At 41.1% G+C, this 13410-nt stretch carries 15 protein-coding genes; 7 read left to right on the forward strand and 8 right to left on the reverse strand.

What is annotated here, in order from left to right:
- Position 1 precedes the first annotated feature (1 nt).
- Positions 2-1306 carry a lysine N(6)-hydroxylase/L-ornithine N(5)-oxygenase family protein gene (locus ACXAEY_RS19750; RefSeq protein WP_474814369.1) on the reverse strand — a complete coding sequence of 435 codons (1305 nt, stop codon included), beginning with the start codon at positions 1304-1306 and terminating at the stop codon, positions 2-4.
- A gap of 126 nt (positions 1307-1432) precedes the next feature.
- Here ACXAEY_RS19750 and ACXAEY_RS19755 point away from each other — a divergent pair, with 126 nt between their 5' ends.
- On the forward strand, positions 1433-2194 hold the full coding sequence (locus tag ACXAEY_RS19755; RefSeq protein WP_474814903.1) for a class I SAM-dependent methyltransferase: 762 nt from the start codon (positions 1433-1435) through the stop codon (positions 2192-2194).
- Positions 2195-2619: 425 nt separating this feature from the next.
- Here ACXAEY_RS19755 and ACXAEY_RS19760 read toward each other — a convergent pair whose 3' ends face one another.
- From ACXAEY_RS19760 to ACXAEY_RS19770, 3 genes are read right to left on the reverse strand one after another with little or no spacing between them, the layout of a single operon-like run.
- Entirely contained in the window at positions 2620-3399 is a 780-nt protein-coding gene (locus ACXAEY_RS19760; protein WP_474814371.1) for an ABC transporter permease, read from the reverse strand.
- A 2-nt stretch (positions 3400-3401) separates the two neighbouring features.
- Entirely contained in the window at positions 3402-4346 is a 945-nt protein-coding gene (locus tag ACXAEY_RS19765; protein ID WP_270182667.1) for an ATP-binding cassette domain-containing protein, read from the reverse strand.
- 58 nt (positions 4347-4404) lie between these two features.
- Positions 4405-4767 (reverse strand): DnaJ family domain-containing protein, encoded by a 363-nt coding sequence (locus tag ACXAEY_RS19770; protein ID WP_474814374.1) that lies wholly within the window; start codon positions 4765-4767, stop codon positions 4405-4407.
- Positions 4768-4957: 190 nt separating this feature from the next.
- Between ACXAEY_RS19770 and ACXAEY_RS19775 the strand changes: the two genes are divergently transcribed.
- Positions 4958-5083, forward strand: a complete 126-nt coding sequence (locus tag ACXAEY_RS19775) for a DUF2639 domain-containing protein (protein WP_270182669.1) — start codon at positions 4958-4960, stop codon at positions 5081-5083.
- Between the two features lie 32 nt (positions 5084-5115).
- Here the strand turns inward: ACXAEY_RS19775 and ACXAEY_RS19780 are convergent, their stop codons facing one another.
- Positions 5116-5808: a VCBS repeat-containing protein gene (locus tag ACXAEY_RS19780; protein ID WP_474814376.1), complete on the reverse strand. Its 693-nt coding sequence runs from the start codon at positions 5806-5808 to the stop codon at positions 5116-5118.
- A 111-nt stretch (positions 5809-5919) separates the two neighbouring features.
- On the opposite strand from ACXAEY_RS19780, the gene rarD reads away from it, so the two are divergent.
- On the forward strand, positions 5920-6864 hold the full coding sequence (gene rarD / locus ACXAEY_RS19785; RefSeq protein WP_474814377.1) for an EamA family transporter RarD: 945 nt from the start codon (positions 5920-5922) through the stop codon (positions 6862-6864).
- Positions 6865-6892: 28 nt separating this feature from the next.
- Here the strand turns inward: rarD and ACXAEY_RS19790 are convergent, their stop codons facing one another.
- The gene (locus ACXAEY_RS19790; RefSeq protein WP_474814379.1) at positions 6893-7597 is read right to left on the reverse strand and encodes a YqjF family protein; all 705 of its coding nucleotides are present in this window, start codon (positions 7595-7597) and stop codon (positions 6893-6895) included.
- A 174-nt stretch (positions 7598-7771) separates the two neighbouring features.
- Here ACXAEY_RS19790 and ACXAEY_RS19795 point away from each other — a divergent pair, with 174 nt between their 5' ends.
- Positions 7772-8803: an NADP-dependent oxidoreductase gene (locus tag ACXAEY_RS19795; protein ID WP_270182673.1), complete on the forward strand. Its 1032-nt coding sequence runs from the start codon at positions 7772-7774 to the stop codon at positions 8801-8803.
- A 131-nt stretch (positions 8804-8934) separates the two neighbouring features.
- Positions 8935-9663: a TspO/MBR family protein gene (locus tag ACXAEY_RS19800; RefSeq protein WP_474814381.1), complete on the forward strand. Its 729-nt coding sequence runs from the start codon at positions 8935-8937 to the stop codon at positions 9661-9663.
- A 36-nt stretch (positions 9664-9699) separates the two neighbouring features.
- Here the strand turns inward: ACXAEY_RS19800 and ACXAEY_RS19805 are convergent, their stop codons facing one another.
- Positions 9700-10548, reverse strand: a complete 849-nt coding sequence (locus tag ACXAEY_RS19805; protein WP_270182751.1) for a YitT family protein — start codon at positions 10546-10548, stop codon at positions 9700-9702.
- Positions 10549-10876: 328 nt separating this feature from the next.
- On the opposite strand from ACXAEY_RS19805, the gene ytzI reads away from it, so the two are divergent.
- Positions 10877-11056, forward strand: coding sequence for a YtzI protein (ytzI, locus tag ACXAEY_RS19810; RefSeq protein ID WP_270182675.1), 180 nt, complete (start codon positions 10877-10879; stop codon positions 11054-11056).
- Complete coding sequence (locus tag ACXAEY_RS19815; RefSeq protein ID WP_270182676.1) at positions 11034-11225, forward strand: YwbE family protein; 192 nt, start codon at positions 11034-11036, stop codon at positions 11223-11225. Before ytzI ends, ACXAEY_RS19815 begins: the two co-directional genes overlap by 23 nt.
- Positions 11226-11244: 19 nt before the next feature.
- Here the strand turns inward: ACXAEY_RS19815 and ACXAEY_RS19820 are convergent, their stop codons facing one another.
- Positions 11245-13344, reverse strand: a complete 2100-nt coding sequence (locus ACXAEY_RS19820; protein ID WP_474814905.1) for a HelD family protein — start codon at positions 13342-13344, stop codon at positions 11245-11247.
- Positions 13345-13410 lie beyond the last annotated feature (66 nt).

The raw sequence follows: 13410 nt of genomic DNA on the forward strand, positions 1-13410 counted from the left end.
ATTACATCTGTTTACTTGAAAACTGCTGAAACACCGTGTTTGTCTTGATTGGAAAAATTTCTTCCCCTGCTACAGTGTTCAATATCCGTTTATTTCTTTCTACAGATAGCGCAAGGTTTGTTGCCCCCGCACCGTGAGAATGTTCAAGATTTGTGAGGGTAAAGAAATGGTTTTCTCTCCCATCTTTGAAAACGAGTTGCTGGTTTAATGTGACTTTATACCTCTTTTCATCCTCCCACTCAATTTCATCGTGCATTCTCGTAAACCATTCAGGAAAATGAGGCTTGTAACCTGTAGCTAACAACACCTTCTCAGAATCTACCGTAAACGAATGGTCTTCTTGCCACTGTCTACATGCTAATCGGTATACGCCGTCCACTTTCTCAACACCGTTCACCTCTGTCATCGGCTGTATCGTGGCTTCAGGGTAATTCCCTTCAGCTGATCGATGGTAGAGCAAATCGTAAATGGCTTTCAAGGTTTCTGGATCGATTCCTTTTCTTAAAGGACCTAACGTTGAGAGCGCCTCTTCTCGCTCCTCGTATGAAAGTCGATGAAAGTAAGAAATATAGTCTGGAGAGAAAACTTCCTGACCTAGCTTCGCCGACTCTAATTGGAAGAACCCAGCTGACCTTGTAAACCAATTCAACTTGTACTTATAGTGCCTCTGGTCGTTCAGTAGATCATAAAAAAGTTCTGCTGCGCTTTGCCCAGAGCCGATCACAGTGACAGAATCAGACTGCTTTAACTGTTTCTCATGATAGAGATAATGATTTGAATGGAGCACGTCTTCTATCGGATACTTATCAAAACCTTCTGGAACATTTGGTAGACTGCCTGTACCTAACACAACGTGTTTTGCTTTCACTTTATGAGTCTCAGATCTTTTATTATCTTCAATGATCACTTCATAGTATCGCTCTTCTTTATGATACGTTACATCGATTACTTTCTTCCCAAATTGACAGTTAGAAAGTTTTGAAGCCACCCACCGCGTATATGCATTGTATTCCTTTCTCGGGATATCGAGTTTATTAAAAAAATAAAATTGATAAAGTCTGTCGTTCTCATGCAAATAATTAATAAACGTGTATGGACTCTTTGGGTTAGCAATCGTTACAAGGTCCGCTAAAAATGGCACCTGTAAATCTGCTCCCTCAATCAACATACCTGGATGCCAATTAAACTCTTCTTTCTGATCAAAATAAATCGCTTCTATGTCTAAATCCTCAGCGAGCGCCGCCATTCCGAGATTGAATGGTCCGATTCCTATTCCAACTAAGTCATACATCATTTGATTGTTCATTATCGTCACGTCCTTTTTCTCCACTTAAACAGTTCCATATCTTGTTTTACCCTAATCAACACGATTCTAAATCTATATGCAGATAAACTCTGATACAATTATGGTGAGGAAATAAATGGGAGGTACATCATGACGAATGATTTGTTTACTTTTTACTTGAGCGAGATTGAAAAGCCATTTTCAGGTTGGGACTTTTCTTATATTCAGGATACAGGACGTATTCATAGTGAGCGCTTGCCGTGGTGCTATACTTCAGAGGTTCTACCCATATTTAAGAATGCAAGGAGTGTTTTAGATATGGGTACAGGTGGCGGAGAATTTCTAGAGAAGCTTCAACCTTTCCCAGAAATGCTAGCTGCAACTGAAGGATATCCTCCAAATGTTCCGATTGCTAAGAACCGCTTGGAACCACTAGGGGTGTCTGTTCATGCATTCGAAGAGGATGATCATCTTCCTTTCTCGGATGACCAATTTGAGTTCATCATGAATAAACATGAGGCTTATTCTCCTACTGAATTAAAAAGAATTCTGACTTCAGATGGAAAGTTTATCACACAGCAGGTAGGAGGCTCCGACATGCTTGAACTCAATCGACTTCTTGGAGCATCCACTGAAACAGAATTTGAGCATTGGAACCTCGCTTATGCAGTGAACGAATTAGAGGATGCAGGATTCGAAGTGTTCGGTCAGGAAGCATTTCCAGAAACACGCTTTTATGATGTAGGGGCGATTATCTATTATTTAAAAGCCATACCGTGGCAAATACCAGATTTCTCAGTAGAACGTTATCGAGATGCGCTACTTAAGATACACCTGAAGATTCAAGAAGAAGGCTATCTTGATATTCCTTCAAGCCGATTTATTATTAAGGCTAGGCTCAAAGGTTAATTTGAACCCGCATACTGCGAGTTCTCAGCTTGTCGAGAAACCTATGTCGTTATTCAGTGCTCCCTATGCCGTAGTCGATGACGATCGCATGCTTTCCGCGGACGAACGTCCAAGCCCGAGGTGAAACCCGCACCCCGGTCTCGGCCGCCCGTACGACCGCAGGAGTCCGCGATCGTCTCTCCTACTTGAAGGAATAAATCCAAAGTCAACACTCCGTCCCAATAGTTTAACAGTCGAATATGGCAATTCTGACCTTCTTTTTATCCATCAACGTTATTTGGAAAGGAAAGAATCAACTACTCTTTTTGAACACCGAGTACCCTTTAAAAAAACACTCATCCAACCTGGATGAGTGTCAGCTTGTATAGAAACCCCGGTTCGTTCCTCTACAAGCTTTAAACCGCATACGGCGGGTTCTTTTTTGATTAATCTGCACTAACAGCTTTCGAGGCACTGATGGCGGAAAATGTAATGGTTACTGCGCATAGCAACGCGATGACAAGGAATCCTTTAGCGAGGGGCCAGAATTCCCATCCGTCAATAAAAACAGAGCGCATCGCCTCAAATAAATACGTTGTAGGGTTTATGATGGTCGCGATCTTTAACCAATTTGCTTCAATAAGTTCGTATGGAACGAATGTGGTACTTAGGAAGATAAGAGGGAAAAAGATGAAGGTCCCGGCCTGAGCCGACTGAGCATTCTTCGTTCGTAGTGCTATTCCAACAGAATAACCAGCAAAAGCCAGCCCCCATCCGAGCGTTAGCAATAACACAATCAAGATTCCACCAAATCCCGCAGCTATTTCAAGACCAAGGAAATAGGCGATGATTAGAATCAGGATGGTTTGAACCAAGAGCTGAAGCATACCAGCTATGATCGGACCAAGTACGATTGCAAGTCGAGAAGACGGAGTTAACAGCAGCCTCGAGAAAAAACCTGTCTCGAGATCATTCACTAACGCCTGTCCAGCACCACCGGCACCCCCGATCGCAGCAGAGACAATCGACACAGGAAGTATGAAAGCTAAGTAATTAGCTCCTTCAAATGCTGGAAGCTCTGAAATCCCACTAAGCCCACCTTCATATACCAACAAGAAAAAAAGACTAATAAATAGGTTCGGAATAAATATGAAAGGATTTCTAAGTATTGTAATGATACTTCTCTTGGAGTAGATCAACGTGTCCAGGAAGAAAGAACTCTTCATTTTCACACCCTCTCCTTTTTCTTATGCGTGACATTGATAAATACGTCATCTAAAGATGGAGGCTTTACATTGAGGGTTTTCGGAGACAGATTTTCTTCATCTAAATTCCTTACAAGTTCAGAAAGGAGTTTCGTGCCGTTTTCTGTATAGATCGTTACTTCATGTTTCGTTTGCTCTATGTTTTCACCGAGTCCATCTAAAACCTTGCTCGCATGATCTGCTTCCTCAAGGTTTTCAAATGTCAGCTGGATCGCATCGAACCCAAGCGTTCTTTTCAATTCTTCAGCACTTCCTGAGGCCACGATCTTCCCCTCATTGATAATACTGATTCGATCTGCTAACTGATCGGCTTCTTCAAGGTATTGTGTCGTTAGGAAAATCGTTGTACCTTCCTCTTTGTTCAATCGTTTGATCTCTTTCCAGATCGCCTGTCGGTTCATTGGATCTAAACCTGTTGTTGGCTCATCTAAAAATAAAATTTTCGGATTATGAACGAGCGTCATCGCAAGATCTAACCTTCTGCGCATACCTCCAGAATACTTTCCTGAAGGACGGTCTGCATCCCCAGTTAAGTCAACGAGGTTTAACAACTCAACTGCCCTTGCCTTTGCTTCTTTCTTCGAAAAGCCGAATAATCTTGCTTGCATTTCAATTAGTTCACGACCAGTCAAAACCGAGTCGATCCCTGTTTCCTGAAGCGCAACACCGATGTTCCTTCTCACACTCTCAGGATTCTCTTTAACATTTATACCTCCAACGAGAATTTCGCCTTCTGTTGGCTTAACTAATGTTGTAAGGATTTGAACAGTCGTCGATTTCCCTGCACCATTCGGCCCAAGAAAAGCAAAGAACTCCCCTTCTTTTACTTCAAAGCTTACACCTTGTACAGCTTTAACCTCTCCTTTATATGTTTTTACGAGCTCATTCACCTTTATTGATCCATCCATATCTCAACCCCCTTTTTGATAAAAAAATACACTTATCATGCGCTGCGATAAGTGTTCATCATGTTAGTCTTCTTCTTATTTTTTCCTGGTATTCTGGTGCTTGCTTCGATAACCTTTCCGTCATGAGCTGATCATATTTCAGTTGTTTTGCAGAGATCTTTTGCTTTATATGCAACCTGTCTTCCTCATCATTACAATTTTCTAGAATTTCTTCTAATGTTAAAAGCTCCTTCTTTAATTGTGTTTCCTCAGGAAGATAGCCACTGTTTTTTAGTATTTTGTATGCAATTCGTAACTCCTCAGGAATACTGGATAGATCCTCAAGCTTCTGCCGCTTCCCTTTTCCGGGTAAATCGTTAAACTCCCCATTCTTGATAGCAGTTCTGATTTTATCCTCCGCTATGAGCCAGGCTATATCCAAGATCCATTCCTCCTTTCATTCATTATCTATTTTTTCAGACGTTTTGTCATGAGTAATGCGTTATAAATTTCTCGAATCGAATTTCTAAAAATCCCTTTTCAGATAAAACACATGATGTTACCATAGTCATCGATTGGGATTTGAAAATGACTCCTTAAACGAAATATTATATAGAGAAAGGATGTTTCACATGCATATCGATAGCAAAGGTTGGTACGTTGAACAACTTAAAAAGCAAGATGTACGTTACATCGAAGGACGTAAGATCGAGAAGTACAAGAAGCACATTCTTAGAAGTCGCCTAGAGCAAGAATAGAACAAAACGGGGGACTTCCCCCGTTTTACATACTAATAGATACAAAGGGTTTGATACATAGGTACAAATTGATCACTCCGCCATTGGAGCGGGGTGGAGAGAACCCCTAACCCATCCGCGTTATACCTTCCAACAACTCGTTGATAGACGAGCAATTCATCGATGCCATCCCTTTGGTAATCGATCGGATACACACCACCAGGTGGATTAACATACCCACTGATCGGTTCTTTTAACTTCCCATCCGAATTATAAATTTCTGCTAGATACTCCTGACCTTTATACAATAAGCTTACGATATACGTCTTATCTAACGTTTCATTTCTAATTTCCGCTTGATAGTAGTCTAAATAGTTTACTTTGTAAGTGAAAGCATTCGTAAAACTTTCATTATCAAATAGCAATCTTAAATTCTGCTGGTAATAGGAGTAAAGAAAATCGTACGTAATTCCTCCGCTTCCACCTGAATCCGTTCTTACGAGTATTTCTTTTACATTCTTATCAGTGAATCTGCCAAGGTATAAAGTTGGGTTATACCCACTACTCCCAGGTAACGAAAACGAGACTTCATTGGATGTTTGCCCATCTTTAATCGAGAGCACCACCTGATCGATTAACGGAGAATCCGGATAAGGTTTTGATCCCGTCAGACTCACGACATCTGGATACCCATCACCTGTCACGTCTCCTACCTGTTGGTCGATTAACATCCTATTCCTATACACTCGATCCCCTCCCCATCCACCTCATATATATGCAAGCCTTCCAGTTTCTTTTCGTTGTAATCATATGGAAATAGATATAAACTAAATCAATCAAGGGAAGTGGGGGAAGCTATGAAGTCTGATTTTAATAAAGAACAAGCGATAGGTATCATGAGTGGTGCCGGCGCATATCTTCTTTGGGGAATTCTCCCTCTATATTGGAAGCTTGTTTCTGAGGTACCTTCTGAAGTTGTACTCGCCCATCGCATCATTTGGTCATTTGCATTCATGATCGTTATTTTGCTTATGTTAGGAAAAGGCTCTACTTTATGGAAAGACCTCATTACAATCATAAAACAACCCAAAAAGATGACATCGATCACGTTTGCATCCCTCTTTATCTCGATAAATTGGTTTGCATTCATATGGGCGGTAAACCACGATCATGTGATTCAAACTAGCCTTGGATACTATATCAATCCTTTGATAAGTGTACTTTTAGGCATCTTATTTCTAAAAGAACGCCTGTCATTCTGGCAGTTCATCTCCGTTCTACTTGCTACAATAGGGGTATTAAATCTTGTTTTTCAATTTGGAGAAATACCGTGGGTCTCGTTGATCCTGGCGGTGAGTTTTGGTCTTTACGGACTTTTGAAGAAAACGGCTAGACTTGGAGCCATGATAGGGCTCACCATCGAAACATTGTTGATCACACCTTTTGCGATCGGTTACCTCGTTTTTACTTATAACAGCTTGCCAGAAGCTTTCTATGCAAGTAACACGACAACAATGCTTTTACTTCTAGGTGCCGGGGTCGTTACTGCGATACCGCTCTTATTATTTGCTACTGGGGCAAACCGCATCTCTCTTTCGATGATTGGCTTTCTTCAATACATCGCCCCAACACTGATGCTTATTCAAGGAATCTTCTTATACGGAGAATCATTTACTTCTCACCATGCAGTAAGCTTCACATTAATATGGGTAGCACTATTGATCTTCACGCTTTCTAGAACGAAACTGTTTCGTCGCATACAGCCAGGCGGGCTTCAGCGGAAACATTCATACGAATCATAAAAAGATCCCCCTCACACGAAGGGGGATTTTACGTATCTGAAACCTTTTTGAACGGCCATAAATGTGTTGTAACAGTCTTAGAAAAGTGAGCGAGTACTCTTTCTTCCTTAAAGAAATAATCATCAGAAAGCGTATCTTCTAAAATCGTGAACGCTGCTTTTTGCAACGGCCACTTTTCATGCTTGATATCACCCTGAAAGACGTTGCCATTATGAACCACGAAGAGACGCTCTCTTTCCGTTAACCAAAAATCAAGATTTTCCTTTTCTGATTGATACGGTTCACCTATAGGACGGTAGCTGACCTGAAACTTACTTTGTTTGACGCCTCTATGTGTACGAACACCATTAAAGTAAAACGTTCCATCACGCTCACTCTTCGTTAAACGCGCACGAAAATATGGCAGACGAAAAAAATTTCTGGCGATCCACACTCCTAAATTGTGATTAGCATCAAGGCTAAAGAAGTGTACCCCTCTTTTGTCACCAAACTTAACATACGTTCTTACATTTAATTCGAGTAATGTTGAAGCAAAAGGTACAGAAGGCATTCCTCTAAATCGAATTCCACTCATTTCAAACGGGACAATTCCAATCCACGCTTCACCGTCAAATGTATCTACATCCAATTCCTCTGGAAGGAGTGTCTTTAACCAAGATGGGTCCACTGGCCAATGAAGAAATAGTAGGTCGCCCCAGGTTTGCTTCATGATCCAACCGTTACTGTTACTCATGAGATCTCCTCCTGCTCTATTTACTAGCTTACCCCATATGATGTGAAGCTTTCCATTCATAAACAGCCTCCATAACACAACGAAAGCAAAATCGTTGTATTACGATCCAACGATGTGGTAACGTTCAAATAGAATAATGAATGACCATTCAATCAATTTTTGGAGGGATGACTAATGGCGACACAAAAGCAAATTCAACTAGCGAAACGACCTGAAGGTATGCCATCTGATGAGCATTTTAACTTCGTAGAAACAGAGGTTCCATCACCGAACACTGGAGAAGTACTCTTAAAGACCCTTTATCTAACTGTTGACCCATATATGAGAGGAAGGATGACGGATGCTAAATCTTACGTCGCACCTTTTCAACTTGATGAACCGATCGATGGTGGCGTGATCGCAGAAGTCATTGAAACACAGTCAGAGAAGTTTAACAAAGGGGATATTGTCATCGGGCATCTAGGCTGGCAGGAATACTCTGTTGCAGCAGAGGACAACTTACGTAAGATCGATCCCGAAGCTGCCCCTGTAAGCACCCATCTAGGTGTTCTTGGAATGCCTGGTCTTACTGCTTATTTCGGCTTACTCGACATCGGTCAGCCAAAAGAAGGTGAAACCGTCGTCGTATCTGGAGCAGCTGGAGCAGTAGGTTCTGTCGTAGGACAGATTGCGAAGATCAAAGGCTGTAGAGTTGTCGGAATTGCTGGTTCAGATGAGAAAGTACAGTATCTAACGAATACGTTAGGCTTTGATGAAGGAATCAATTATAAGACATCAAACGTCTATGAAGCTCTAAAAAGCGCATGTCCTGATGGTATCGACGTGTACTACGAAAACGTTGGCGGCGAAATTGGAGATGCAGCGTTCAGTTTACTCAATAAGTTCGCCCGTATTCCGGTTTGTGGTGCAATCTCTTCTTACAATAAAACTGAGAAAGATCTTGGACCACGCGTACAGACGAAGCTCATCAAATCGAGTGCACTTATGCAAGGGTTCGTTGTGAATGATTTTGCAAAACGTTTCCAAGAAGGTGCAGAAGCACTTGGTAAGTGGGTTAAAGAAGGACAGTTAACTTACGAAGAAACGATCGTAGAAGGATTCGAACGCATTCCTGAAGCCTTCATCGGACTCTTCGAAGGGAAGAACCTCGGAAAGCAAATTGTAAAGGTAGCTGAGCCAGACATCGCTGTATTGCCTCATAATTAAGTAAAAGTCGCCCGCTTTCGAAGAAAGCGGGGTTTTTATTATTCTTTTTGTCCACGAACCTATCATATTGGTTATCTGTCCTTTTTTCGAGGAATAGTATTAACAACAGACTACTATTTAGGAGGACAACGATGATAAAATTACTCCTTAATATTCTTGCCTACCTACTTGTTATCACTGTGAATGCACTAGCAAATATCATACCGCTCAACGGACAGACTACTGGAGAAATTTCAAACAAGCTTGACGTACTGTTCACTCCAGCAGGGTATGTCTTCAGCATCTGGAGCCTCATCTATCTACTGCTAGGGTTATGGATTCTTCGTCAATTTCCTAAAGATCGTCGCAACTTACCCATCTATCAAGAAACAAGTGGACTGTTTGTTTTAAGCTGCCTATTGAATAGCCTCTGGATCTTCATGTGGCATTATGAGTATTTTGGAGCTTCCGTGCTCGTAATGATCTTATTACTTCTCACGCTCATCCGACTTTATGTGAAGGCAAAAGCGGCAGACGCCTCGTTTCTCGACCTCTTACCTTTCTCTGTTTATCTCGGATGGATCAGTGTTGCCACCATCGCAAACATCAGCTACTTCTTAACGTATATCGATTGGAATGGATTTGGTCTTTCAGCATCATTCTGGACTATTCTACTAATGATCGTCGCTTCAGTTCTTGCGCTTTATTTCCTGAAATACGAAAACGATTGGGTGTATCCGCTTGTGATCGTATGGGCATTGATCGGGATCGGTGTTCGTAATCAAGGCGATGTACCAGCAGTTGTTTTCACAGCTTATGGCCTTGCGATCGTAATCGCACTAGTTACGTTTATCTATTTGGTGAGAAAAATTAAGAAATAAATAAATCCCCTTTCCATTCCGGAAAGGGGATTTCGTTTATGCTAGAGATTTAAAGTCTTGTCCTAGTATTTCTTTCATACTATGGACGGTAATAAACGCCTTATGATCAACACTGCCTACATGTTTCTTTAGCTTCAGTAGATCTTTTCTTCCTAGGATCGTCGTGATCACTTCTTTTTCATCTGAAGTAAATGCACCGCGTGCCGTATGAATCGTCGCGCCTTTTCCGATTTCATTAACGATGAACGTACGGATTTCTTCACTCTCTTTGCTAATGATCACAATTTCTTTCTTAGCATCAAACATTTGAATTGTATAATCGATCACGAAACCATTCAGAATTACACCAAAGATCGCATACATACCAATTTCAGGACCGAATAGGAAAATGGAAAGCATTGCAATTGAAATGTCCGAGATCAATACACCTTTACCAACATCGATCGAAAAGTACTTGTTGATGATCATCGCAATGATATCTGTACCACCAGTGGAAGCTTTTTGATGAAAAACAAGTCCCATTCCAGCAGCAGCAATACACTGGCCAATGATAAGTTGAATCAGGATATCCTGACTAAATGGTTCCGTTATTGGAATGAATCGTTCAAGCAACCATACTGCTAAAGATAGAGCAAAGCTTGAATAAATCGTTTTTACTCCGAATTTGGGACCGAGAAACAGAATTCCAACTAACAAAAGCACTGCGTTCAAAATAATCATAAACATACCGACGGACAAGTTTGGGAGAAGATGGTTCATCACGATCGACAAACCGCTGACTCCCCCTGTTGCGAGACTGTTTGGAGATAGGAAAAAATGCACATGGGTAGCTACGCCGAGCGCCCCTAGTGTGATAAGCAGATAAGTTTTGATGTGATGAAGCATCATGTATCCCTCCCGTTGTTTTGTTTTCGTTTCATAAGCACAATCGGGATTATAATAGGGATTCATAGGTTTGTAAACAGCTTAAACCTAAGATTTATTAAGCAAGCGTTTCCAGTTTTAAAATAGGCACATATTACTATGAATTTTTGTAGTTTCGACAATAATTTACATATATTATCATAATTATCTAACTATATCGACAATATTTTTCTCCTTCTTTCCTTGTCTATTTTCTTCAATCAAACGTTTGTTTAACCTTCGCTACGTTCTACTATTTCACCGCAAATCGTGGTAAAGTAGATTCAAAAGACGCAAAAGGAGCCATAGGATGGTCATCATTTCGGTTATTATCGTCGTTGTTATCATGACGATTGTTATAGCTGCAGCCTTCGGTCTAGCTGTTTCTAAAGGATATAGCGTTAAACATACTGTAGATCCACTTCCTGAAGATAAACAACGATATTATGGTAAGGAGGAAAGTGAACATGAACGGACAGAATCGAAGTAATATCGAGCCCGGTAAAGAAGTAGAGATTGTTTTGAAGAAGGACCAACGTACCGGTAAATTAACAAAAGGCATTGTAAAAGATATTCTTACTAAATCCGCTAATCATCCCCACGGCATTAAGGTACGCCTTGAAGATGGACAGGTCGGTAGAGTAAAAAGCATTCTATAGAAAAGAGATCAGGTTCGCTTTACCTGATCTCTTTTCTTATTAATGGTGACAATTCACCTCTATAAAATACCTTTAACTCATGCAATGCACGTGTACAGCCTACATAAAGAAGCTTTGCATCCTGCGTATTCTCTTTATAGTTCTCTTTTGATGCATCCGCTAGTATAACTGCATCGAATTCCAGCCCTTTTGTGAGGTAGATTGGGGTGATCGAAACTCCCCCAGAGTAAGAACGATTCTCCGCAGTTATAAGGTTTACTTCTACGTGGGCTTTCTCTAAAGCTTTATAAAGAACCTGACATTCTTCATCCGTTCTACCGACGATTGCAATCGTATTTATTCCTCGGCCCTGCATCTCCACCGTTGTCTGAACTAAATCTTGCGTATAATTTTCATCAATAACTTTCTCATCGACACGTTTACCACTACGAAATACCGGTACTGCTGGTCTCACAGGTACATTCGCATGAGAGATAATGTGGTTCGCATACTCAATAATCTCCACAGTAGATCGGTAACTTTGCTCAAGTTCTATATAAAGCTCTTTCCCTTTAAATAATTCACCGAACTCACTCCATTGATGAATACCCTTGTAACCGTGTATCCCCTGTGCTAAATCTCCAAGTATCGTGAATGATTGACTTCGGTTAACTTTCTGCAAGATTGTAATTTGGAACGGTGAGAAATCCTGCGCTTCATCGATTACAACATGCTGCAATTTGTCGTCGTCTCGTACTCCATATAACTTAAATTGCAGGTACAGCAAAGGGGCTAGATCTTCAGTCGAAACTGCTTTTTTCCTAAGCCTCTTCTGTGTTTGCTTCACAATATCCTCTGGTAGAATACTGCTGGCATTGTCGGTGAAACCAGGCTTACTCTGAAATAACGTTTTGTAAAACGTGAGAGCAGTATGCTTAGGCCATTGCTTAAAATAGTTCTTCAGCTCTGCGTTCGCTTTTTTACGATACTCTTTCTGAAGATGACTTCCCTCTAGTTTCTTCACTTCGTCTTTAATCCAAAGTTTTATACGATTCATCAACATGTCTCGTTGTTTACCTAAGGGATAAACATGGAGGTCCTTCATCCATTGTGTCATCTTTTCAGCTGTTATGATCGCACCTTCCCATGCTTCAAACGGTCCAGGAGTTCCTATCGAATCTGAAAAATGTGTAAGAGCAGAATCTAGCCAATCCTTAAACCTGATCGATCCCTTTAATCTTCCTTCACTCTTATCAAAAGATAGGTCCTCTCCCTCAGGCTCAAACCACTTACTGAGGAGAAGGTCTGACTCTTCTAACTTTACTGTATCTTCAAGCTTCTGGAGCACCCAATCAGTAAATGTAGACTGTTGGATCCCTCCTACTCCAAGTTCAGGAAGAACGCCTGAAATATAATCGAGGAACATTCTGTTTGGTGCAAATATAATCATACGATCTGCTATGACCGTTTCACGATATTCATAAAGAAGATACGCGAGACGGTGAAGTGCCACCGTTGTTTTCCCACTCCCTGCTACTCCTTGAATAATGAGGGGTGTGGTTCGTTCTGCGCGGATAATATCATTTTGCTTCGCTTGGATGGTTGAGACGATATCTCGCAACCTGTTATCCTTTGCTTCACTCAACCTGTACAATAGAAACTCATCAGATCCAGATAAGTCTTCACTACCTTCTACATAAGAATCAACAACTCGTTGGAGCTCTTGATTTCGTATGACGATGTTTCTCTTAAGTTCAATATTTCCTTCCACTATGCCGTCAGGAGAATCATAGTAAGCTTCTTCCTCTCCTCCGGTAAAGGAGTAGAACATACTCGCGACAGGCGCTCTCCAATCGACCACGAGGGTTTCCTGGGTTTCATCGTCTGCCACTCCGACCTTCCCTATGTAATAAGCCTTCGTATCTTTATGATCTTCTTGAAAATCCATACGAGCAAAGTAAGGTTCCTTAGCGGCAATTTGTAACGATCCTCTGTTTTGTTCGCGAATACTTTCGAGTACTTGCTCTGTTACATCATCCCCTGAGTACTTAGGATATCGATTCAATTTTTCTTTCTGCTGATTGATCTCCGCAGCGATTTGTCTGAGTTGCTGCTTCTCTTCACGATAGGCACTTTGAATTTTTTCATCCAATTCAGTTACCTCCTTTAGAGATATATTTTTTAAGAGACAGAAAACTTATCTTAC

The organism is Anaerobacillus sp. ABA4_114 (assembly GCF_056159065.1).